At 65.9% G+C, this 23,364-nt stretch carries 20 protein-coding genes; 9 read left to right on the top strand and 11 right to left on the bottom strand.

Features of this window, described 5'->3' with window-relative positions; genetic code table 11:
• Positions 1–3 precede the first annotated feature (3 nt).
• Complete coding sequence (mshA, locus tag QP996_RS05465; RefSeq protein ID WP_284871623.1) at positions 4–1,266, bottom strand: D-inositol-3-phosphate glycosyltransferase; 1,263 nt, start codon at positions 1,264–1,266, stop codon at positions 4–6.
• A gap of 109 nt (positions 1,267–1,375) precedes the next feature.
• Complete coding sequence (locus QP996_RS05460; RefSeq protein WP_284871622.1) at positions 1,376–2,362, bottom strand: MinD/ParA family ATP-binding protein; 987 nt, start codon at positions 2,360–2,362, stop codon at positions 1,376–1,378.
• A 142-nt stretch (positions 2,363–2,504) separates the two neighbouring features.
• Here QP996_RS05460 and QP996_RS05455 point away from each other — a divergent pair, with 142 nt between their 5' ends.
• Entirely contained in the window at positions 2,505–4,199 is a 1,695-nt protein-coding gene (locus QP996_RS05455; protein WP_284871621.1) for a long-chain-fatty-acid--CoA ligase, read from the top strand.
• 33 nt (positions 4,200–4,232) lie between these two features.
• On the top strand, positions 4,233–5,969 hold the full coding sequence (locus tag QP996_RS05450; protein ID WP_284871620.1) for a long-chain-fatty-acid--CoA ligase: 1,737 nt from the start codon (positions 4,233–4,235) through the stop codon (positions 5,967–5,969).
• 323 nt (positions 5,970–6,292) lie between these two features.
• Here QP996_RS05450 and QP996_RS05445 read toward each other — a convergent pair whose 3' ends face one another.
• Positions 6,293–7,294 carry a UDP-N-acetylmuramate dehydrogenase gene (locus QP996_RS05445; RefSeq protein ID WP_350309509.1) on the bottom strand — a complete coding sequence of 334 codons (1,002 nt, stop codon included), beginning with the start codon at positions 7,292–7,294 and terminating at the stop codon, positions 6,293–6,295.
• Between the two features lie 24 nt (positions 7,295–7,318).
• Between QP996_RS05445 and QP996_RS05440 the strand changes: the two genes are divergently transcribed.
• From QP996_RS05440 to QP996_RS05430, 3 genes are read left to right on the top strand one after another with little or no spacing between them, the layout of a single operon-like run.
• A complete protein-coding gene (locus QP996_RS05440; RefSeq protein WP_034997073.1) occupies positions 7,319–7,810 on the top strand; it encodes a DUF2505 domain-containing protein in 492 nt (163 codons plus the stop codon).
• Between the two features lie 56 nt (positions 7,811–7,866).
• The gene (locus tag QP996_RS05435; RefSeq protein WP_284871618.1) at positions 7,867–8,619 is read left to right on the top strand and encodes a class I SAM-dependent methyltransferase; all 753 of its coding nucleotides are present in this window, start codon (positions 7,867–7,869) and stop codon (positions 8,617–8,619) included.
• A gap of 10 nt (positions 8,620–8,629) precedes the next feature.
• Positions 8,630–9,388, top strand: coding sequence for an LmeA family phospholipid-binding protein (locus QP996_RS05430; RefSeq protein ID WP_284871617.1), 759 nt, complete (start codon positions 8,630–8,632; stop codon positions 9,386–9,388).
• Here the strand turns inward: QP996_RS05430 and QP996_RS05425 are convergent.
• From QP996_RS05425 to QP996_RS05395, 7 genes are all read right to left on the bottom strand, one after another.
• Positions 9,376–9,651: a DUF2516 family protein gene (locus QP996_RS05425; RefSeq protein WP_284871723.1), complete on the bottom strand. Its 276-nt coding sequence runs from the start codon at positions 9,649–9,651 to the stop codon at positions 9,376–9,378. The two genes, QP996_RS05430 and QP996_RS05425, sit on opposite strands and share 13 nt — an antisense overlap.
• A gap of 44 nt (positions 9,652–9,695) precedes the next feature.
• Entirely contained in the window at positions 9,696–10,229 is a 534-nt protein-coding gene (locus tag QP996_RS05420) for a CGLAU_01105 family protein (RefSeq protein WP_284871616.1), read from the bottom strand.
• Positions 10,230–10,244: 15 nt separating this feature from the next.
• Positions 10,245–11,528 carry a DUF445 domain-containing protein gene (locus QP996_RS05415; RefSeq protein ID WP_284871615.1) on the bottom strand — a complete coding sequence of 428 codons (1,284 nt, stop codon included), beginning with the start codon at positions 11,526–11,528 and terminating at the stop codon, positions 10,245–10,247.
• Between the two features lie 88 nt (positions 11,529–11,616).
• Complete coding sequence (locus QP996_RS05410) at positions 11,617–11,985, bottom strand: hypothetical protein (protein WP_284871614.1); 369 nt, start codon at positions 11,983–11,985, stop codon at positions 11,617–11,619.
• Between the two features lie 87 nt (positions 11,986–12,072).
• Complete coding sequence (locus tag QP996_RS05405; RefSeq protein ID WP_284871613.1) at positions 12,073–12,822, bottom strand: succinate dehydrogenase/fumarate reductase iron-sulfur subunit; 750 nt, start codon at positions 12,820–12,822, stop codon at positions 12,073–12,075.
• Positions 12,822–14,900, bottom strand: a complete 2,079-nt coding sequence (locus QP996_RS05400; protein ID WP_284871612.1) for a fumarate reductase/succinate dehydrogenase flavoprotein subunit — start codon at positions 14,898–14,900, stop codon at positions 12,822–12,824. The genes QP996_RS05405 and QP996_RS05400 overlap by 1 nt, the downstream gene beginning before the upstream one ends.
• Before the next feature lie 21 nt (positions 14,901–14,921).
• On the bottom strand, positions 14,922–15,695 hold the full coding sequence (locus QP996_RS05395; protein ID WP_284871611.1) for a succinate dehydrogenase cytochrome b subunit: 774 nt from the start codon (positions 15,693–15,695) through the stop codon (positions 14,922–14,924).
• 265 nt (positions 15,696–15,960) lie between these two features.
• Here QP996_RS05395 and QP996_RS05390 point away from each other — a divergent pair, with 265 nt between their 5' ends.
• The gene (locus QP996_RS05390; RefSeq protein ID WP_239307427.1) at positions 15,961–16,425 is read left to right on the top strand and encodes an SRPBCC family protein; all 465 of its coding nucleotides are present in this window, start codon (positions 15,961–15,963) and stop codon (positions 16,423–16,425) included.
• 580 nt (positions 16,426–17,005) lie between these two features.
• Here the strand turns inward: QP996_RS05390 and lpdA are convergent.
• Complete coding sequence (gene lpdA, locus QP996_RS05385) at positions 17,006–18,418, bottom strand: dihydrolipoyl dehydrogenase (RefSeq protein WP_284871610.1); 1,413 nt, start codon at positions 18,416–18,418, stop codon at positions 17,006–17,008.
• A gap of 80 nt (positions 18,419–18,498) precedes the next feature.
• Here lpdA and QP996_RS05380 point away from each other — a divergent pair, with 80 nt between their 5' ends.
• The 3 genes from QP996_RS05380 to QP996_RS05370 all read left to right on the top strand — a co-directional run bounded on the left by QP996_RS05380 (position 18,499) and on the right by QP996_RS05370 (position 23,357).
• Positions 18,499–19,935 (top strand): alpha/beta hydrolase, encoded by a 1,437-nt coding sequence (locus QP996_RS05380; protein WP_284871609.1) that lies wholly within the window; start codon positions 18,499–18,501, stop codon positions 19,933–19,935.
• A gap of 334 nt (positions 19,936–20,269) precedes the next feature.
• Positions 20,270–21,388 carry an alpha/beta hydrolase gene (locus tag QP996_RS05375; RefSeq protein WP_284871608.1) on the top strand — a complete coding sequence of 373 codons (1,119 nt, stop codon included), beginning with the start codon at positions 20,270–20,272 and terminating at the stop codon, positions 21,386–21,388.
• A 1-nt stretch (position 21,389) separates the two neighbouring features.
• On the top strand, positions 21,390–23,357 hold the full coding sequence (locus tag QP996_RS05370; protein ID WP_284871607.1) for a prolyl oligopeptidase family serine peptidase: 1,968 nt from the start codon (positions 21,390–21,392) through the stop codon (positions 23,355–23,357).
• Positions 23,358–23,364 lie beyond the last annotated feature (7 nt).

The following is a 23,364-nucleotide window of genomic DNA, read 5'->3' as shown; positions in this document are numbered from 1 at the left end:
CCCCTACACCCCGCCGGCGTCCCGGGTGGCCTCGCCCGGGATGTAGCCGGACAGGGTGTCGGAGTAGACCTCGAGCAGTTTGTCCGCCGAGGCGGCCCAGCTAAACGCTTTTGCGTGGGCGACGGCCTGTTCGCCCATGTGGATGCGCGTGGGATCGTCGATAAGCAACTGCTCGAGCGCTTGTGCCCACGCCTCCGTGCCGTGGCCCTGAACGAGCAGGCCCGTCTCCCCGTCCGCGACCGCGAGCGGGAGGCCGCCGACGCGCGCCGCGACAACCGGGGTGCCCGCGGCCTGCGCCTCCACCGCGACCAGCCCGAAACTCTCGTTGTAGCTGGGCACCGCCACAATGTCCGCGGCCTGGTAGATGCTCACCAGCTCCTCCGGCGGCCGCGGCCCGAGGAAACGGGTGCAGCCGCCAATGCCCTCCGACGCCGCGAGCTCGCGGTAGCGCTCCACCGACGAACCCGCACCACTCGCGCCGCCGCAGATGATCACGCACAACGGACCCTCCACGCGGCCGCGGCGCACCACCTCCCCCATCGCCTGAATCAGCACCTGCGGGCCCTTGAAATCCTGCAGGCGGCCCACAAACGCCACCACCTTCGCGTGCAGCGGAATACCCAGGTGGCGCCGCGCCAGCTCCGTATTCCGGTTCGTGCCGGGGGTGAACAACTCCGTGTCCGCGCCGGGGCTGACCACGGAAATCTTCGCCGGATCCACGTCGTAGAAGCGCGCGAGCTCGCTAGTCTCGTCCTCGGTGTTGACCACCAGAACCTCGGCGTTATCCACCAGCTGCTGCTCGCAGATGCGGCGCGCCTCCGATTCCGAGGCGTCCGTGGCGTAGGCGTTTTTCACCGCCGCCCAGGTGTGCCCGGTGTGCACCAGCGGGATGCCGGCCAGGTCCGCCAAGAGCCACCCCACCTGGCCAGAGAGCCAGTAGTGGGAATGAATCAGGTCGTATTTCAGCTCGTTCGCGCGGACGAACTGCACCACCCCGCCGGAAAAGGCCGCGAGCTGGGTGGGCAGGTCGTCCTTCTCCAACCCCTCGTAGGGCCCGGCGACCACGTTGATAACCCGGTAGCCAGGCTCCACCTCCACCACCTCACCCTGGCTGGGGCGGGTCGCGCGGGTAAACACGTCCACCGTCGTACCCTGACGGGCCAGCTGGGTGGCGGTGTTGTGGACGTAGACGTTCATGCCGCCCGCATCACCCGTCCCCGGCTGCTCGAGCGGGGAGGTGTGCATGGAAATCATGGCGACGCGCATGCGGGCAAGACTAGCGCGGCGGGTGGGTTCCTGACAGATTCCGCCAGCCGTTTGTGCCGACCTGGGCCGGAAGGGCTCGCCTGACAGATTCGGCCGCGATGTGTCTGGGTCAGTGGGCAGCGTGGCGGTGCCAGGAGCCGAAATCCGCGGCAACCGTCGCCGCAAGGTGCTGGTAGCCCTTCAGTGTCGCCGGGGCGACGCGCTCCAGGTCCACCACCGCACCTTCGGCGAGGTGGCGGTCGTACGGGATGGTGTGCACCGCGCGGGTTCGGGAGGCGAAGTGGTCGGCGACCTTGGCCATGTCGATGGTCGGCTTGCCCGGCGCGGAGGCGGAGATGACCACCACGGCGTTGGCGGCGAGCTGGTCGTAGCCGTGCAGGTTCAGCCAGTCCAGGGTGGCCGACGCCGACTGCGCGCCGTCGAGTGCCGGCGAGGTCACCAGCACCAGCGTGTTGGCCAGATCCAAAACGCCCGCCATGGCGGAGTGCATCAGGCCGGTGCCGCAGTCGGTGAGGATGACGTTGTAGTGGTGCTGCAGGATGTCGATGGCGCGGCGGTAGTCGTCCTCAGAAAACGCCTCGCTGACGGCCGGGTCGCGTTCGGAGCCGATGACCTCCAGGCGCGAGGACGCCTGGTTGGTGTAGGCGCGCACCTGCGGATAACGCTCGGTGCCAGGCGCCTGCAGCAGGTCGCGGATGGTCGCCGGTGGTGCGGTGGCGGCGCGCTGGGCCAGGGTGCCCAGGTCCGGGTTGGCGTCGATGGCGATGACGCGGTCGCCGCGGGTCTGCGCGAACACGCCGCCGAGCGCGACTGTGGTGGTGGTTTTGCCCACGCCGCCCTTCAAGCTCATCACCGCGATGCGGTAGTCGCCGCGCAGGGGTGCCCGGATGGCGTCGAAAAGCTGCTGCTGCTCCAGCTCCCGCCGGGAGCCGCCCGGGTTGATGTGGCCGCGTGTGGCGGAGTGGATGAGTTTGCGCCAGCCCTGCTTGGGCGGCGCCTTCACCGGGTCCACGAGGTTGGACTGGTCCAGCCCCGCGGGCGGCGTGAGATCAAACGCGGCATCAGCGTCGATGGACGGCTCGAAATAGGTAGTCATGGTTCCCCCAATTCCCCCTTGAATGTTTCCGCGCCACAGCCTAGAGCAAACGCGCGGAGGCTGCAGCGCAACAAACCTACCACATCGTAGGTTACACTTGTCGCCATATTGTTTTGCTACCCTAACAACAAGGAGGATCTCCGTGGGAGCCTTTGACACCAAAGCCTGGATCGACCACTACGCCGAGTGGACCGACCCCACCCCCGACATCGGGACGGACACCCTTGTCAGCTGGTTCAACCAGGCGGTGGCCACGCAGCCGAAGAGCACCGCCACCTGGTTCATGGGCAAAACACTCACCTACAGCCAGCTCAACGAGCAGGTCACCCGCGCCGCCGCCGGGCTGACACAGCTGGGTGTGCGCCGCGGCGACCGCGTGGCCGTCGCGCTGCCGAACTGCCCGCAGCACGTCATCGCCGTCACCGCCATCCTGCGCCTGGGCGCGACCGTGGTGGAGCACAACCCGCTCTACACCGCGGCGGAACTTCAGCCGCAGTTCGAAGACCACGGGGCGCGGGTAGCGATTGTCTTTGACAGGGTGGCGGAGACGTTTTCGTCGTTAAGCAAAAGCACCCAGCTTGAGACCGTGGTCGCCGTGAACATGCTCGAAGAAACCCCGCTGCACCTGCGCGCCGCGCTGTCGCTGCCCATCCCGCCGGTGACCAAGCTGCGCGCCGAGCTGACCAAACCCGCCCCCCACGCGATGCCGTGGCGGGAGTTCATGCGGCAGCGCTCCCGCTCCGTGCACTTCCCGCAGATCACCCAGGACGACACCGCGTTCATCCTCTACACCTCCGGCACCTCCGGCAAGCCCAAAGGCGCGCCGCTGACGCACGGCAACATTGTGGCCGTCCTCAGGGCTGGAATGGAGTGGCTGGAGGACTGGGGCGCGGTGCGCGAAAAGGTCCTCGGTGTGCTGCCCATGTTCCACATCTACGGCCTGGCGCTGAATTACGCGCTGCCGTTGAGCATCGGCGCGGAAATGGTGCTCGTGCCGGCGCCGAAGCCGAAGCTCTACCAGGCCGCAATCACGAAAACACGCCCGACCGTGCTGCCGGGGGTGCCTACCCTCTACGACAAAATCATCGAGTGGGCGTTGGAATCCAACGCGGATCTCTCGTCCATCCACACCTCCATCTCCGGCGCGTCCACCCTGCCAGTGGAAACCATCGAACGCTGGGAAAACGCCACCGGCGGGCGCCTGATCGAGGGCTACGGGCTCACCGAGACCGCCCCAATCCTGGCCGGCAACCCCCTCGACGGCACGCGGCGGCCCGGCTACATCGGCCTGCCGTTTCCCAACACCGAGATCCGCATCGCCGACCCCGACGACCCGTCGCGCACCATGCCCGACGGCGAACCCGGCGAGCTGCTCGCGCGCGGGCCCCAAGTCTTCGGCGGCTACCTCAACAGCCCCGAGGCCAACGAGCGCGCGTTCCACGACGGCTGGTTCCGCACCGGCGACATGGCCGTGATGGAGGAAGACGGCTGGATCAAACTGGTCGCGCGCATCAAGGAGATGATCATCACCGGCGGCTTCAACGTCTACCCCGACGAGGTCGAAGGCGTGATGCGCAACCACCCGGACATCGAGGACATCGCAGTCGTGGGCCGCCCGCGCCCGGACGGCTCCGAGGATGTCGTCGCCTGCATCACGCTTATCGACGGCTCCGCCCTCGACCCCGATGGCCTCAAGGCTTACGCCCGGCAGCGCTTAACCCGCTACAAGGTCCCGCGCGACTTCTACCACTTTGACCAGCTCAACCGGGATCAAACCGGGAAGATCAGGCGCCGGGAAGTGCGCGACACGCTCCACCAGTTGCTTACGCAACCGTAGGTTCGTGGGGAAGTTGCGCGTAGGGTGGTGCGCATGGCTCTCACCCCATCCAACGTCAACGACGAAAAACCCTGGCTGCAGTACTACCCCGAGTGGACCGCGCACTCGCTGGAATACGGCGAGAAAACCCTCGGCGAGCTGTACCAGGACAACCTGTCCAAGAACGTCTCGCGCATCGCCACCCGGTTTTTCGGCCGCACCCAAACCTTCGGCGAACTCGACCGCGAGGTGCGCCGCGCCGCCGCCGGCCTGAAGGCCTTCGGCGTGCGCCCCGGCGACCGCGTGGCCATCATGCTGCCGAACTGCCCCCAGCACGTCGCCGCGTTTTTCGCCGTGCAGATGATCGGCGGCGTGGTGGTGGAGCACAACCCCCTCTACACCGCCCACGAGCTGCGCCCCCAGTTCATCGACCACGGCGCACGCATCGCCATCGCCTGGGACAAAGCCGCCGACACGCTGGAGAAACTGCGTGCGGACACCCCGCTGGAAACCGTGGTCAGCGTCAACATGACCAAGGCCATGCCGCGCGCCCAGCAGCTCGCCCTGCGCATCCCGCTGCCGAAGATCCTGGAGGCCCGCGCGGCGCTCACCGCCACCAGCAAGAACACCTCCCTGCACACCGTGCCCTGGGAGTCGCTGAGCAGCTCCGCCATCGGCGGGCTAGGCGCGGACCTGCGTGTTCCCGAGGACGTCACCGCGGATTCGCCCGCCGTGATCCTCTACACCTCCGGCACCACCGGCACCCCCAAGGGCGCGGCGTTGTCGCACCGCAACCTCATCGCGAACCCGCTGCAGGGCCAGGCCTGGGTCAAAGAACTCCAGGAAGGCAACCAGCGTATGCTGGCCACCCTGCCGTTCTTCCACGCCTACGGCCTGACGTTTTCGCTCACGCTGACCATGCTGGTCGGTTCCGAACTCGTGCTGCTGCCGGCGCCGAAGATGGACCTGATCATGAAGGCCATCCGCATCACCCCGCCCACCTTCATCCCGGGCGTGCCCACCGTGTTTGAGCGCATCGTGAAAACGGCGAAGAAGAAAAACGTGGACCTCTCCGACATCAAGATCGGCTTCTCCGGCGCGTCGTCCCTGCCCGCCGAGGTCATCGAGGACTGGGAGCGCGCCACCGGCGGCCGCCTCGTCGAAGGCTACGGGCTCACCGAAACCTCCCCGATCATCGTGGGCAACCCCGAATCCGCGGACCGCCGCCCCGGCTACATCGGCATCCCCTTCCCCGACACCCAGATCCGCATTGTCAACCCCGACAACCCGGACGAGGACATGCCGTTCGGCGAAGCCGGCGAAATCCTAGCCAAAGGCCCGCAGGTCTTCTCCGGCTACTTCAACAACCCCGAAGCCACCGAGAAGGTCTTCCACGACGGCTGGTTCCGCACCGGCGACATGGGAATCATGGAGGAAGACGGCTTTATCAAGCTGGTCTCCCGCATCAAGGAGCTCATCATCACCGGCGGCTTCAACGTCTACCCAGCCGAGGTCGAGGAGGTCATCCGCACCCACAAGGACGTCGCCGATGTCGCGGTCGTGGGCCGCCCGCGCGAAGACGGCTCCGAGGATGTCGTCGCATGCATCGTGCTTAACGACGGCTCCGCCCTCGACCCCGACGGACTCAAAGACTTCGCCCGCGAACGCCTCACCCGCTACAAGGTCCCTCGCACGTTCTACCACTTCGACGAGCTGGCGAAGGACCAGATGGGCAAGATCCGCCGCCGCGAGGTGCGCGACGACCTTCTGTCCAAGCTCGCCGAGCGCTAGCGCTTCGGCGGTGCCGCGGCGCGCGGTCGGCGTTCAGCGCGTGGCCGCGGCTGGCGGAGACCACCCCAAGGCCCCACCTCAAGGCCCCACCCCAAAACCGGCTACCTACAACCGGCTACCAGCACAAAAACGGCATAGTAGCCGGTTGTAGGTAACCGGTTTTCCGCGCTCTGTGTCATCGGACCGCGCTAGCCCGCAGATGGTGAATTTCAAATGGTGAATCCGACTAAATTTTCGCGTTCTCACCACTTGGTTTTCACCATCTGCGCTAGTGCGCGGCGGCGGAGGCGGGGCTGGAGCACGGAGCGGGCTGGGGCCAGCGCCTAGAGGCCAACCCAGACGGGCTCGGGGTGCAGCTCCACCCCGAACGCGTCGCGGACCTGGGCCTGCACGCGGCGGGCGAGGTCGACAATATCGGCGGCGCTGGCGTTGCCGCGGTTGGTCAGGGCAAGGGTGTGTTTGGTAGAGAGGCGCGCCGGGGCGTCGTCGCCAGGGAAGCCGCGGTGGCAGCCGGCGCGCTCGATGAGCCAGGCCGCCGACAGCTTTTCCTTGCCTTCGCCGGCGGCGAAGCGCGGCATCGCCTCCTCCCCCACCTGGGCGGCGATCTCGTCGGCGAGCACAGACGGCACCACGGGGTTGGTGAAAAACGAGCCGGCGGACCAGGTGTCGTGGTCGGCGGCGTCGAGCACCATGCCCTTCGCCCGGCGCGTCTCCAGCACGGACTCGCGGGCCTCGGCCAGCGGCACGCGCGCCCCGCCCAGGTGGCGCAGGGGGATGGACTCGTCGGTGCGCTCAAGCTGCAGCTCGATCTCCAGCACCACCGCACGCGAGGTGAACTTCAGGTTGGAGTAGCGGTACGCCAGATCCAGCGAGGACGCCGGCACCCACTCGTCCACTCCCGTCTCGCGGTTCCAAAGGCGCACGCGGGTGAGCACGTCGGCGATCTCCGCACCGTAGGCTCCGACGTTCTGCACCGGGGTCGCGCCGGCGGAGCCGGGGATGCCGGACAGGGCCTCGATGCCGCCCAGTCCGTGCTCCACCGCGTAGGCGACAACTGCGTCCCATTCGGTGCCGGCTTGGATGCGCAACCGGAGGTCGTCGATAAGCGAGATGCCCTCGTTGCGCACGAGGACCGCGGAGAGATCGAGATCACCGTCCGCGACAAGCAAGTTGGAGCCGCCGCCGACGACCAGCAGCTGGGACTGGTCGCGGTCGAGCTTAGCCACGGTTTCGGCGAGCTCCTCGGCGCTCGTGCACTCGTAGGCCGCGGCCGGGGTACCGCCGACGCGCAGCGTGGTCAGGGAGGCGAATGATGGGGCAATCACGTCCACAACGGTAGTCTGTGACCCATGACTGCACGTAGTGAGATCACTGTGACCATCAACCAGCCGATCGAGAAGGTCGCGCAGGCCTACAGCACCCGCGAATACTGGGAGTTCATCGCCGAGAAGCTCTCCCCGGAGCCGGGCGAGCTCAACGAGTTCGCGGACAACACCGCCACCCTGTTTGAGATCCTGCCCAAGTCCATCCTCCCGGAGGCCGCGCAGGCCATGGTTTCCCAGGACCTGAAGCTCAAGCGCGTGGTTACCGTCGGCGAGCTGGACGGCGACACCGCTAAGCACACCATGACCGGTGATGTGAAGGGTACCCCGGTGGACCTGGGCGCCGAGTACACCGCCACCCGCGACGGCGATAACACCAAGCTGGACTACGAGCTCGAGGCGAAGGTGAACATCCCGTTCATGGGTGCGGCGCTGGAGCCGAAGGTGGCCGACGCGCTCGAAGAGATCGTGGAGAACGAGGCGAAGCTGACCGAGCAGTGGATTAGCGAGAACCTCTAATTCCCCACTACCACAACCTGCGCGCCACCCCGGGTGCCGCCGGCAAACCCTACGGGGTGATCACCCGCGGCACCACCGGGGTAAATCGTTTACGCAGGTCAGACCGCTGGACCCGCTTTAACCCGCGGGTCCAGTCTCTTTTACGCTCCGCCGCCGCGCCGCTGGCGGTGGACGTCGGCTACGGCGCGTCGCACACCACCACCGTGGAGTGGGCCGGGTGGCTGCGCCAGATCCGCCCCGACATCGAGGTTGTGGGGCTGGAGATCAACCCGGAGCGCGTCCTGCCGCCTCGCGACGGCGTCCGCTTCGAACTCGGCGGCTTCGAACTCGCTGGCTACCGTCCCCACCTGGTGCGCGCGTTCAACGTGCTGCGGCAATATGACGTGGACCAAGTCCCTGACGTGTGGCGCACGGTGTGCGCGGGCCTTGCCCCCGGCGGCCTGTTCATCGAGGGCACCTGCGACGAACTGGGGCGGCGATGCGCATGGCTGCTTCTCGACGCCTCCGGCCCCACCTCCCTCACCCTTTCCTGGGACCCCTTCCACACCTCGAAGCCATCGGACGTGGCGGAGCGGCTGCCCAAGGCGCTGATCCACCGCAACGTACCGGGCGAGCCGATCCACCAGTTTCTTGCCGACGCCGACGCCGCCTGGGAGCGCGCCAGCGGCTGGGAGCCGCACGGCCCGCGCGTGCGGTGGCGCCACGCCCTGGAAGACCTGGCCCGGGACTGGCCGGTGCACCCCCAGCGGCGCCGCCTGGCGGACAATTTTGTCACTGTGGATTGGCTGGCAGTCGCTCCTGCTTCGTAAACTGGCCCGCATGAAAACTGCGTGGAAAGTTGTCCTGTCGATCATCGTGGCGGTGCTGCTGCTGTTCATCGTGGCGGAGGCAGGCATCCGGGCGTTCGTCGCCCACCAGGTCACCTCCCAGGCCCCGGAGGGCACGTCGGTGTCCTTCGGCGCGAGCCCCGTGACCATTGGTCTGCTCGGCGGCAAGTTCCCCCACATGACGGTGGACCAGCAGTCCGACCTTAAGATCAACGGCGACCAGATCACCGGCAACCCGGCGTCTGTGGTGGACATGGACAACGTGCGCCTCAACAACGGCGAACCGGTGGCGGAGTCCGTGCGCCTGACCACGGAGCTGCCCAACGACTTCGTCCGCGCCATGCTGAACCAGCAAATTCAGCAGCAGATCGGCGACAACTTCCTCGCCAACGTGATCACCGTCTCCGACGTGGTCTCCAACGAAGAGGCCGGCACGTTTTCCATCGTGTTCACCTCAGGCGCGGCCGGGATTGAGCTGCAGCCGGAGATGCAGGACGGCCAGCTGACGTTCCAGGCCCGCAGCACCGAGCTGTTCGGCTTCGCGCTGCCTGACGACGTCGCCGACGCCATCAGCTCCGCCATGTCGCAGGGCGTCGAACAAGAGGCCACCGGCGGGATGAGCGTGGAAGACTTCACGGTCATCCCCGGTGGCCTCCGGGTAAGCGTTTCCGGCGAGAACGTCAACTTCAAGGAGCTACAGGATATGCAGCAGTCCCCGCAGATGCCGGGGCAGCCCGCCTACCAGCCGTAGTCTCCGTTTAAGATGCGCTGGATCTGCGGGCGCACGTCGAAGAAATAGATGCCGATGGCCACTGCGCCGAACCAGGCGATGAACGGGTAGCGCAGCAGGCACGCCAGCGCCGCCAGCGCCAGGATGCCCACCCAGACCCCCTTGGACTGGCGGTTCGCCGCCTCAAAGGCGTCGGCGCGGGTGGTGGCCGCCATGACAGCGCCGACGACGCCGGCGATGCCCACCACCAGCATCAGCACCATCCCCACGCGGGACGGCAGCATCATGATCTGGTGAATTTGGCTGACAGCGGCGGTATCCATGGCGTTTACTTCTTCAGGTCCTCGACGTTGACGGTGGTGTCGTTCTTGGTGTTGTCCACAACTTCGCCGTCGATGATATCGCCGCCGGTCTTGTCACCGGCGAACTGGTCCTGGATGCGCTGCACCAGACCCTCGAAGCGGGCGCGCAAGTCGTCCACAGTGCCTTCGATGCCCTCGGTCTGGGTGCCGTCGAGGCGCTCGTTGAACGAGGCACGTGCTTCGTCGATAGTGCTGCGCAGCTTCGCCTTCACATCGTCGGTGAACTGCAGGTCGCGTTCGCGCAGGCTGTTGAAGAGCTTCTCGGCCTCGTCCGCGAAGTTGGTCGCGGCGCCGCGCACCTCGCCCTCGGTGTTCGCGTTGCTCAGGTTCTGGCGCGCGTCCTCGGTCGCGGTCTTAAAGCGGTCTGACAGCTCGCCGGTGGCCTTTGTCAGCGCCGCGCCGATAGCGGAACCGGCGGACAGCAGCGCGTCGCCGGCCTCGCGGAGGTTGTTGCGCACCTCGTCGCCAGTGTTGTTGTTGAGGTTGTTGTTCTCAGTCATTTGTGTGCTCCTTCGCTAGTAGAAGATCAGTTGCGAACCAGTGTAAATAGCTAACCCGGCCAGCGCACCGACGATCGTGCCGTTGAGGCGGATGAACTGCAGGTCTTTACCCACCATGAGCTCGATTTTCTCCGCCGCTTCCTCGCCGTCCCACCGCTCGATGGTCTCCGCGATGATGCCCACAATCTGGTCGGCCCCGTTGTCCGCGGCGAAATGCGTGGCCTTCTCCAGGGCTCGTTCGGCGTCGGCGCGGACCGCAGGGTCGTCGACAAGCTTCTGCCCCCACTCCCGCGCCGAAGCAGCTGCTTTACGACGAAGCCCGCTCCGCCCATCCGACGCCTGCGCCACAATCGACGCCGAAACCTGCTCCCAAATGCTGCCCGCCGCGGACGTGACCGCGCCGGAGCCCATGATGTCGGCCTTGAGCGACTCCACCCGCGAAATCATCTCCCCGTCGAACTGGAGATCTTGCGCGAACTGGTTGATCTGGCGGCGGATCGCGCGGCGCGCCTCGTGGTGCGGGTTGGTGTCCACGTCCTCCATGAACGCGACCATCTCGTCGTAGACGCGCTGGCCCACCAGTTCCTTGGCAAACCGCGGGGCCCAGCGCGGCATCCGCTCGTCGATCATGGTGACCACGGTGTCCTCCATGCCATCGACCTTGCGGCGCCCCCAGGCAACAATGTCGTCGACGACCGGATCCACCTTGCCGTCCGCGATCAGCCCCTCCAGCGTGCGGCCCAGCGGCGGGCCCCAAATCGGCTCCGCCAACCGGTCAATGAGCTGGGCGTTGATGAACGCCTCCGCCTCTTTCGGGTCGATGCCCTCGACCATGCGGGCGGTGAACTTGCCCGCCTCCTCGCTGACCCGCTCCGCGTTCTCCTGCTTAGCCAACCACCGGCCGACGCGCTCCGGGATACCGGCAGCCATCACCTTGTCCGTAATAGTGCGGGCGTTGAGGAAGTTCTCGGACACAAAGTCACTGAGCACCCCGGCGACCTGATCCTTTTTGTTGGGGATGATCGCGGTGTGCGGGATCGGGATGCCCATCGGGTACTTAAACAGCGCGGTGACGGCGAACCAGTCCGCCAAACCGCCAACCATGCCCGCCTCCGCGGCGGCGCGGACGTAACCGATCCAGGCGGCGTCGTTGCCCTGGGACTGCGCCCACGAACACGACAGGAACACCACCGCCATCAGCCCCAGAAGGCTCGTCACCGCGATCTTGTGCTTGCGCAGCACACGGCGGCGCTCCTCCTCGTTGGTGGGGGTGGGCATCATGGAAAGCTGCTCGCTCATGCCCATGATTAAAGCAGGCGGGCCGACACGGGCACGAAAAATGCCCCCTCCGCAGGTGGAGAGGGCAATTTCAGGAGTTGCTACGCGGTTAGTTCACGCGGCCGGTGCGCTTGCGGTACGCCTTGTAGTCCTTGCGGCCCACGGCGATCAGGATGGCGCCGAGGACGGCGGTGACCACTGCCTCTATAACGCCGAGGATGAGCAGGCGCTCCGCCAGACCGTGCGTCTGGGAGCCGAAGCCGTACACCATCGCGCCGGCGCCCCACACGGCCAGGCCGATGCCGAAGAGGGTGGACAGGATCAGGCCCATTGCAACCCAGGTCGGGATCCGGGACAGGGAGGAGTGCGGGGCACCCAGGGACACCGGATCGTAGCCCTCGATGTAGGTGTCATCGATGCGGCCGGCGTATTCCGGGTAGGACTCGTTGCGGATATCTGCAACTGCGGTGGAACCCATTGTTCTTGCTTCCTTCTTCAGCTTCGGTGTGACATCAGCGTGAGCTGCTGCGATGGTTCGAGTATACGACAGGCTGCGTCGTCGCTCTTAGTCGTCGCCGCCCTTGAAGGCAGCGCGGGCGCGCTCGGCGTTGATCGCGCCGACCGCATCCAGCGGGATGCCAGCCGGGCACACGTCGGCGCACTCGCCGTACAGCGAGCAGTGGCCGAAGTTGGTCTCCAGCTCGTCGACCATCTTGCGGGCGCGGCGGGAACGCTCCTGCTTACCCAGCGGCAGAAGCTTCAGGTGCTTCAGCTTCGCGCCGGTGAACAGGTGCGCAGCACCGTTCGGGCACGCAGCCACGCACGCGCCGCAGCCGATGCAGGCGGCGTAGTCGAGCGCGGTCTCCGCGTCGTGGTGGTTCACGGCCAGGGTGTCGGCGTCCGGCGCGGTGCCGGCGTTGACGGAGACGTAGCCGCCCTGCTCCATCACGCGGTCCAGCGCGGAGCGGTCCACGGCGAGGTCCTTGATCACCGGGAACGCGCCGGAGCGGAACGGCTCGATCTTCAGGGTGTCGCCGTCCTTGTAGTTGAACAGGCGCTGCAGGCAGGCAGTGGTGTTCTCGCCTGCACCGTGCGGGCGGCCGTTAACCAGCACGCCACAGGTGCCGCAGATGCCCTCGCGGCAGTCGGAGGCGAAGACGAACGGCTCCTTGCCCTGTTCGACGTAGGTCTCGTTCACGTGGTCGAGCAGCTCCAGGATGGACATCTGCTCCACAGCGTCATCGACCTGGACGGTCTCGAAGCTGCCCTCGGTGTCAGGACCAGCCTGGCGCCAGATTTCAAGTGTCAGTTTCATTACTTGTAGTTCCTTGCCATCAGCGGGATCGAATCAAAGTGCAGGGGTTCTGCGTGACGGATGAACTGGCCTTCACCGGCCGGCTCCCACGCCGACACGAAGCACCAGTTCTCGTCGTCACGCTCAGCCTCGCCGTCATCGGTGAGGTGGTCCATACGGTAGTGCGCACCGCAGGACTCGTCGCGGTCCAGCGCGTCGATGCACATGAGCTCGCCGAGGTTGATGTAGTCGACGAGGCGCAGTGCAGCCTCCAACGTCTGGTTCATGTCGTTCGGGGAACCCGGGATGGAGATGTTGGTCCAGAAGTCCTCACGCAGGGTGCGGATCTTACGGATGCCCTCCTCCAGGCCCTCCACGGTGCGGGACACGCCACAGTGCTCGTAGAGGATGTCGCCGAGCTGCTCGTGGAAGTACTCCGGACCGTGCGGCTCCGGGCCGCGGATGGACATGATGCGCTCGATGCGCTCGGTGACGTCAGCCACCACGTCCTGGGCCTCGCGGGAATCCTCCGGAAGCTTCTCCTCGCCGAGGTGGTCGGCCAGGTAGTTCGGCACCGTGAACGGCAGGGTGAACCAGCCGTCCACAGAAGCGGACAGCAGCGAGTTCGCGCCCAGGCGGTTCGCGCCGTGGTAGGTCCAGGAGCACTCACCGGCGGCGAACAAGCCGTCGATGGAGGTCATCTCGTTGAAGTCCGTCCAAAGGCCGCCCATGGTGAAGTGGACGGTCGGCGCAATACGCATCGGTGCCTTGTACGGGTCCTCACCGGTGGAGTCCTCGTACATCTCGAACAGGTTGGAGTAGCGCTCGCGGATGGTGTCCTCACCGAGGCGCTCAATCGCATCCTTGAAGTCCAGGTACGCGGAGTTGTGCAGCGGGCCCACGCCGTAGCCGGCGTTGAGCTGCTGGGAAATGGCGCGCGAAGCCACGTCGCGAGGCACGAGGTTGCCGAAGGCCGGGTAGCGGCGCTCCAGGAAGTAGTCGCGCTCCTCCTCCGGGATAGTGTTCGGGTCGCGGTCGTCGCCCTTTTCCTTCGGGGTCCAGATGCGGCCGTCGTTACGCAGGGACTCCGACATCAGCGTCGTCTTCGCCTGCCACTTCGCATTGACCGGCAGGCCGGTCGGGTGGAACTGAACGAAGCACGGGGACGCCAGGTACGCGCCGCGCTCGTAGGCGCGCATCATGGCGGAAGAGTTGGAGTTCTTCGCCAGCGTGGTCTTGTGGTACACGTTGCCGTAACCGCCGGTGGCGAGGATGACAGCGTGGCCGGTGAACGGCGCGATCTCACCCGAGATCAGGTTGCGGGTGACAATGCCCTCGCAGTGCTTCTTGCCGTCCTTCTCAGTGATGATCAGGTCCATCAGGTCGTGGTGGGTGAAGATCTCCACGTTGCCCAGGTGGATCTGACGCTGCAGCGAAGACGCGGTGGACAGCTGCAGCTGCTGGCCTGTTTGGCCGCGGGTGTAGTAGGTGCGGGAGACCTGCACGCCGCCGAAGGAACGGGTGGCCAGGGTGCCGCCGTACTCGCGGGCGAACGGTGCGCCGATGGCGTTCATGTGGTCGATCACGCGGACCGACTCGATGGCCAGGCGCCAGCAGTCGGACTCGCGGCAGCGGTAGTCGCCGCCCTTGACGGTGTCCTTGGTGTGGCGGTAGGCGCCGTCGTTGTCCACCTTCTTGCCGCGGGCGGAGTTCACACCACCCTGGGCCGCAATGGAGTGCGCACGGCGCGGAGCGTCGTGGTAAGTGAAGGCCTTGACGTTGTAGCCGAGCTCACCCAGCGCCGCAGCCGCTGCACCGCCGGAAAGGCCGGTGCCGACCACCAGGACGGTGAACTTGCGGCGGTTCAGCGGCGAGACCAGGTTCATGTGGTCCTTCTGGTGCTGCCACATGTCCTTCATGCGAACCTCGTCGCGGTTCGGCTCGTTGGACTCGAGGACGTTACCCGGGGTCACGCCTGCAGCGGCGGACTCGGGCTGGCGGAAGCCGCCGGTGCTCTGCTGGCCCGTCGCCTGGGCGGAGGTCTGCTCCCCGCCGTTGGAACCCTGGGCCCCGGAAAGACCGGAAATAGAGGTAGTCATAGTTGTTCTCCTAAAAAGCCGTTACCTGGAAAAATCCGGGACCCAGCCGAACGCGATAGCGAGCGGCATGACAACGTTGCCAGCGACAACGATGAACGGGAGGATGTACGCGAGGATGACCATCAGGCCCTCGCCGCGCTTACCCAGCCAACCGAGGTCGGACACCGCAAGGTAGATACCGTGCGTCAGGTGCAGCAGCAGCGCCAGGTTGGCAACCACATACACCAGGGTGACCCACCAGCGACCCGGGGCGAAGGTGGCGAGCAGGTTGTCGCGCACCGCACCGTGGACGAACTCGTCGGAGGCGACTGCCTGGCCGAGAGTGAGGTCCAGCAGGTGGAAGACGATGAACAGCAGCAAGATAATGCCGGTCCAGATCATCGACTTCGTGGCGGTGGACTGCCACCCACCCATCAGGTTCGTGCGCTTGAAGCGGCCGCGGGATGCGCTGGAGCGGGCGCGCAGGGTGAATGCGCCCCACACGTGCAGCACCAGGCAGGCCAGCAGCACGATGCGGACGATCCACAGGAAGCCCTCGCGCGGGAACAGCGGCTCGCCGATAGTGCGCAGGAACTCGCCGTAGTCGTCGATCGGCGCGGAGCCGTCGGCGTTCAGCGGCATGAAGATCTTCAGATTGCCCACCATGTGGCCAAGGACGAACAGGCCGAAGATCAGGCCAGTGATCGCCATGGTCAATTTGACGGCCCACGTGGGGTAGGACGGCCGCTCGCGCAGCGGCTTCTCAGTAATTTTTCCGTGACGAATGGCTTCACGGTCTGCGTTTTGTACAGTCATGGCACCTCCAGTGTCGCTAATACTCTAAGAGATAGCCCCCGCTCACACACACTGGATTGCCAGGTTCACCCCACACCCCCCGAACCTCAACCGCCACTTGAGCCCTTCACCCAGCATTCCACATCGATTGTGGCCTTTGTCACCGCATCGCTCATCCACCTTAGATCCCACATTCTCCACCCCGTTCAGTGTCAATCTTTGGTTGGTTAGCCCCACCTAACCTCCAGCCCAACTTCATTCGCTGAAAATCGGTACGCTGGCTGCCATGGCTATCGACAAGAACACTGAGAACAAAGCAACCCGCCAGATCGACGCTCCTGCAGCCGAGATCTTCGACATCCTCTCCAACCCCGAGCGCCACGCCGAGACGGACAACTCCGGCATGGTTGTCTCCGCCGACCAGGGTGAGCGCCTGAAGAACGTCGGCGACACCTTCACCATGAACATGACCAAGGAGGACGGCGACTACCAGACCGTCAACGAGGTCTTCGCCATCCAGGACGACCGCATCATCGGCTGGAAGAACGTGGAGAACACCACCGCCGAGGTGAAGGTCGGCGCGAAGTGGCTCTACGAGCTCGAGCCGATCGACGCTGACAACACCAACGTCACCCTCACCTACCAGCGCGATGAGCTGGAGGAGAACCTCCTCGCAATGACCGAGAAGTTCGACGACGACTTCCTGGCCAAGTCCCTCGACTCTCTCGCCGAAGCAGTCGCGGGCGCATAAGCCTTCGCTTCGCGACGTCACCAAAGGCGGCCCGCCGGACCCAGCGCCCGGCCGGCCGCCTTTCGCATGCCCGCCCTACCCCGCTTACCCTCGCCCGCCCCCACACCAGCCCGCCCTGCCCCGCCTGCCCCCGCCTTACCCTCCTGATCTGCTAGTTCCCCAAAATCACGAACTAGCAGATCAACTGTCCAACTTTTCGTTTCCGCAGGTGATGTCGGCAACGACTTTCACTACGGGCATGATCTGCTAGTTGCCCGAAGGCGGGCGGGGCGGGGAACTAGCAGATCTGCCGCTGAAGCAGCCCAGCCGCGTCATTTTCACGTCCGGGCTGCCCCCCCACCCCGCCCCGGCACTGATCGTCTAGCAGTGTCGGAGCGCTGCTAGACGATCACGCTGGTAATGAACATCGGCTTCATTACGACCTGGGGAAATGCAGTCGGCGTTTGCTGATCGTCTAGCAGGGTCGCCCGCGCTGCTAGACGATCACCGAATCCGCATCGGCCATCCAGGTGCTTGGACACGCAAAAAGGCGGGCCCGGGGTGAGCAGGGCCCGCCTTTGGTGCGTCGTAAAGCGAGGGCTTAGAGGTTGATCATGTGGCCTTCGACGCCGTGCGCGATCTCCTTGAGCACCTCGGACAGGGTCGGGTGGATGTGGATGGAGCGCGCGATCTCGCCTGCGGTGAGGTCGAAGCGCTGCGCCAGCACGACCTCCGGCAGGAGCTCAGAGACGTTGGCGCCGACCAGGTGCGCGCCGAGGATCTCGCCGAACTCTGCATCCGCGACGAGCTTGCCGAAGCCGGCAGTCTCGTTCAGACCGACTGCCTTGCCGTTTGCGGAGAACGGGAAGGTGGCGACCTTGATGTCGCGGTCCGGCCACTTCTCCTTCGCCTGCTCCTCGGTGTAACCCATGGAGGCGACCTGCGGGTTACAGAAGGTGGCGCGCGGGGTCATCATGTAATCCTCGATCTCGAGGGTCTCCGCGTCCGCGATGGTCTCAGCGGCGATGATGCCCTGGGCCTCAGCCACGTGGGCGAGCTGCAGCTTCGCGGTCACGTCGCCGATGGCGTAGATACCGTCGACGTTGGTGCGCATGCGCTCGTCGATAGCGATGGCGCCGCGGTCGGTGAGCTCGACACCCGTGTTCTCCAGGCCGTACCCCTCGGTGCGCGGGGCGAAGCCGACGGAGATCATCACACGGTCCGCGGTGAGCGTCTCCACATCGTCGGAGCCGTTCTTCTTCACGTCCACCTCGACGGAATCGCCGTTGTCGCGCACCTCGGTGGTGGCGTGGCCGGTAAGCAGCTTCACGCCGAGCTTCTTGTAGGCCTTGGCGATCTCCTTGGACACGTCCTTGTCCTCGTTGGGCAGGACGCGATCCTGGTACTCGATGACGGTGACGTCCACGCCGTAGTTGGACAGCACGTAGGCGAACTCCATGCCGATCGCGCCAGCGCCGACGATGACCATCTTCTCCGGGGCCTCTGGGTTGAGGATCTGCTCCTCGTAGGAGACCACATTGTCGGACAGCTCAATGCCCGGCAGGGTACGCACCACAGCGCCGGTGGCGATGATGCAGTTGTCGAAGGTGACGGTCTTACCCTTGTCGTCACCCTCGGTGATCTCGATGGTCTTGGCGTCCTTGAACGAGCCCAGGCCGTTGATCTCCTGGATCTTGTTCTTCTTCATCAGGTAGTGCACGCCGCCGACGATCTTCTGGGAGACCTTGCGGGAGCGCTTGTGGGCATCCGTGTAGTCGAACTCCACGTCGCCCTTGATGCCGAACGTCTTTGCTTCGTGGTTGAAGATCTCAGCCACTTCAGCGTTCTTGATCAGGGCCTTGGAGGGGATGCAGCCCACGTTGAGGCAGACACCGCCCCAGTACTGCTTCTCAATAACAGCTACTTTTTTACCCAGCTGAGCTGCGCGGATGGCGGCGACGTAGCCACCGGGGCCAGCGCCGAGGACAACAACGTCAAAATGTTCTTTACTCACGCTGCATATCGTACGTGCCCGTCTGGCAAAATGTTGCGGAGCATCTAGATTCTTCGTTGAATGAAAGTGAGCGATTCACTGTGAAGTTCACTCGCACGGCGGTAGCCCTGGGCGCCGCCGCCCTTATCGCCGCAGGCTCCGTGCCCGCCGTCCAGCACTTCGCAGAGGGCGACGCCGACAAGACGGTCACCACCCTGTCCCCGGCGGCGACGACGGTGCAGACCTCGCTTCCCACCCCGACAACCAGCACCACCACGAGCTCCACCGCGAGCTCGACCACCACCACGTCGGAGAAGCCGAAGGTTGTGCCGAAGTCCACGACGGCGACAACTTCCACAACGGCGACAACGGCGCCGACGACGGCGGCGACGGATGCGACGTCGACAAGCACGAGCTCGACCGTAACGGTCGTGGAGACCACCGAGGACCCGGAGCCGACGGACGAGCACCCGAACGTCCGCCCGCTCGACGAGGCGCCGAAGACGTACCAGGGTAAGGACCAGGCGTGGGTGCGCATCCTCGATCGCCACCGCGGTGTCTGGGACAACGAAGCCATCTTGGTGAAGTCCGAGTCGATGGAACGCGAGATTCCGGTGGCGATCTTCTACGCCACCGACGAAAACGGCGAACGCAAGGAGAACGCGCCGACGGTTTACCTGCTCAACGGTGCCGGCGGCTCCGAGCAGGACACCGACTGGGTTACGCAGGCCTACGACGAGCTGGAGAACACCTACAAGGACTCCGGCGCGAACGTGGTCATCCCGATGGAGGGCGCGTTCTCCTACTACGTGGACTGGGCGGCCGAGCCGCCGGTGGACACGGACACGCACCCGTTCTTCCGCGGCAAGCAGATGTGGTCGACCTTCCTGGCGCACGAGCTGCCGCAAGCGGTCGAACCGTACATGAAGGCTGATGAGGAGCACCGCGCGGCCGCCGGCCTGTCCATGGCCGCGACCTCCGTGCTGCTGTTGGCGGAGCACAACCCGGGCTTCTACGACGCTGTCGGTTCGTTCTCCGGCTGCGCGGCAACCTCCACGCCGATTCCGTGGCAGTTCGTGGACCTGACCGTCAGCCGCGGCGCTCCGAATGTGATGACGCCGGAGTACATCTTCGGCGAGCGCGGCTCGGACTACAACCGCCACAACGATGCGCTGGTCAACGCCGCGGATCTGCAGGGCACCGCGGTGTACCTGTCCACCGGTACCGGCCTGGCGGGTGAAACCGATACGCCGGGGTATTTGAAGGACCGCTTGATCAATAAGTACGGCGTGGATCCTGATGCGGCGTCCACCCGCGCGTTGTCCAACGCGATGACGCTGCAGGTTGAGGGCGGTGTGATCGAGGCGGCGATGAACGCCTGCACTCACGATCTGATGGTGAAGATGCGCGCGAACGATGTGGAGGTCGCCCACGCTGAGCTGCGCAATGTGGGCACGCACAGCTGGGCGTCCTGGCGCGATGACGTGAAGCTGTCCTACGAGAAGGTGTTCAAGAAGGCGCTCGGCCTGGAGCAGTAGGCACTTGCTTTTCGACGCCTAACGGCGCCCCCGCTTTCAAGCCGGGAGGCGCCGTTTTTGGTTGTGCGCTTGCGCGCGTTTTAGAACATGCCCATGCCGTAGGCGATGGTGGAGGACATGGAGGAGCCTGCGTGCACGAGCTCGCCGAGAATCTGGTTGATCTGCACCTGGAAGGTTTCGATGGGGTTCATGTCAGGGGTCCTTTCGGGTTTTCCGGGCGGGAGGCGCAACACGCCACACGCGTAACGCTGGCCACTACAGTAACGAATGTCCCATAGAATGGCGCAATAATTGCCTGTCAGTTTAACCCCCTTCCCCAGGACTGGATACACAGATGAAGAAGATCAAGACGGCGGCGCTTGCCGCCCTCACCGCAGTCTCCCTCGCATGCACCAGCGCACCGGTAGCCTCCGCCCAACCGGCTGGGCAGGAGGGTGTTGTGAAGGCGTGGGACGCGCGAACGAACCCGCCGCTGATCACCCGCACCGGCCAGGCGCAGGAGTGGGTCAACCAGGTGGACCACAAGACGGTGCTGTCCTACAACGTGTACTCCCCCTCCATGCGCCGCGACATCCCGATCGCGGTGGTGCCCGCCACCGACGCCGCCGGCAACCGCGTGCGCAACGCGCCGACGCTGTACCTGCTCAACGGCGCCGGCGGCGCGGAGCAGAACCAGGACTGGCTGAAGCTCTACCCGGTGAAGGACTACTTCGCGGGCAAGGGCGTCAACGTGGTGGTGCCGCAGGCCGGCGCGTTTTCCTACTACACGGACTGGGTGAAAGAGGACGTCTCCTCCGACTACGTCAACGGCCCGCAGAAGTGGGAGACGTTTTTGACCAAGGAGCTTCCCGGCCCCGTCGAGCGCATGCTGGGCGCCAACGGCCGCCGCGCCGTGACCGGCGTGTCCATGTCCGCCACTTCCGCGCTGCTGTTCGCGCAGCATAACCCTGGGATGTACCAAGCGGCGGCGGCGTTTTCCGGCTGCGCGTCCACGTCGTCGCCGCACGGCTACAACTTCGCGCGCGTGACCGTGAACCGCGCGGGCAACCCGAATTTCCAAACGGTCACCCCGGAGATGATGTGGGGCCCGATGAATGGGCCGTACAACCGCTACAACGACGCGCTGTTGGGCGCGGAGAAGCTGCGCGGCACCCGCCTGTACGTCTCCTCCGGCACTGGTCTTGCGGGCCACCCGGACCAGGTCAGTTACCTGCTGGGCAAGGGCGCCCCGATGCCGGCGGCGCAGCTCGGCGCGGGTGTGCTGCAGGTCGAAGGCGGCGTGATTGAAGCCGCGGTGAACAAGTGCACCCACGACCTGAAGGCCAAGCTGGACGGGCTGGGCATCCCGGCGCACTTCGAGCTGCGCAACGTGGGCACCCACTCCTGGCCGTACTGGACCGAGGACATGGACCGCGCCTGGCACACCACCATCAAGCCTGCTCTGGGGGTCTAGCGTGCGCGACATCGAGCCCAAGCTTCTCGACGACCTGACGGGCACCCCCGCCCTCGACTGGGCCCGGGAGTGGTCCGACGCGACAGAAGCGCGGCTCGATTCCTCCGCGCTGCGCGAGCGGATCCGCGCCGCCTTGGATTCGGACGACCGGATCCCGTTTGTCACCCGGCGCGGCGAGTACCTGTACAACTTCTGGCGCGACGGCGAGCACCAGCGCGGACTGTGGCGGCGGGTGACACTTTCCTCGTACGTCGGCGGGGAACAACCCGACTGGGAGGTCCTCCTCGACGTCGACGCCCTCGCCGAAGAAGAAGGCGAGGACTGGGTGTACAAGGGCACCACCGTGCTGCCGCTGAGCTGGGACCGGGCGCTGATCCGCCTGTCGCGAGGCGGGGCGGACGCGGTGGTGGTGCGCGAATTCGACATTGCAAAGCGCACTTTCGTCGACACGGCCGACGGCGGCTTCAGCATCGAGGAGGCGAAAACCTCCGTCAGCTGGGTGGACCGCGACACCATCCTAGTGGGCACCGACGAAGGCCCGGGCACGGTGACCAACTCCGGCTACCCCATGCAGGTGGCGCGCTGGACGCGCGGCGGCGGCAGGACTGTCATCTTCACGGGCGAGCCTGCCGACGTTGGCGTGTGGTCGGGCTATGACGTGGTGGACCGGAGGACCGTCGTCACGCGGGCGCTCGATTTTTACACCTCGCGCACGTGGGTCGACGGCGAGTTTTTGGATGTGCCGGACGATTGCGACGCCATCCCCCACCGCCAATGGCTGTTCATCCAACCGCGCACCGAGTTCGCGGGCGTGCCCGCGGGTGCGCTCGGCGTGATCGAGCTCGAGGCCTTCCAGCAGGGCGACCGCGAGTTCACCGTGCTGGAGCAGGACGCAACCGTCGAAGCGATCGTGTTCACCGAAAACGCGCTGCTTGTCACCTGCCTGGTGGACGTGGCCACCAGCATCTCGCGCATCGCGCTGGGCACCTGGGAGCGCACCGAACTCGCGCTGCCCGAGGCCGCGAGCGCCCACGTGGTGTCCGCGAGCCCGCTGGCCGGCGACGAGTTCTGGGTCGCCGCCTCCTCCTTCACCACGCCGACGACGCTGCTGCGCGGCGACGCCTCTGGTGCACTCGCCGAGACCAAGCGCGCGCCTGCCCACTTCGACACCACCGGGCTAGAAACGCGTCAGCACTGGGTGACCTCCGCCGACGGCACGCGCCTGCCGTACTTCATCACCGGCGATTTCTCCCTTGGCGCCCGTCCGACGCTGGTGGGCGGCTACGGCGGCTTCGAGGTCTCGCTCACCCCCGCGTTTTCCAACGTGCGCGGCATCGCGTGGTTGGAGCAGGGCAACTTCTACGTCCAGCCCAACCTGCGCGGCGGTGGCGAGTTCGGGCCCGAGTGGCACTCGCAGGTGGTCAAGACCAACCGCCACAAGGTGTGGGAGGACCACAAGGCGGTACTCGAGGACGTCGTCGCCCGCGGCTACACCACACCTGCGCAGATTGCCATCCGCGGCGGCTCCAACGGCGGGCTGCTCACCTCCGGCGCGCTAGTGCAGTACCCGGAGTGCTTCGGCGCGGCCGTGATCCAGGTGCCGCTGACGGACATGCTGCGCTACCACACCCTGTCCGCCGGCGCGTCCTGGATGGCGGAGTACGGCGACCCGGACAACGTCGATGAGCGCGCAGCGATTGCAACCTGGTCGCCGCTGCACAACGTCCGCCCACGCGGCGAGGTGGCCTATCCCCCGGCGCTGGTGACCACCTCCACCCGCGACGACCGGGTCCACCCCGCCCACGCCCGCACCTTCGCCCTCGCGCTGTGGCGGGCGGGCCAGCCCGTGGACTACTTCGAAAACACCGCAGGCGGTCACGCGGGTGCCGCGGATAACGCACAGGTGTCGCGAGTGGAGGCGTTGATCTACCAGTGGATCGACGACAAGATCGGAAAACCCCTGGCGTAGACTTCCC

This window comes from Corynebacterium sp. MSK008 (assembly GCF_030232585.1).
Lineage (GTDB): Bacteria > Actinomycetota > Actinomycetes > Mycobacteriales > Mycobacteriaceae > Corynebacterium.
Note: the sequence above shows the minus strand (reverse complement) of the source record. Positions and strands in the feature narration are given on the sequence as shown.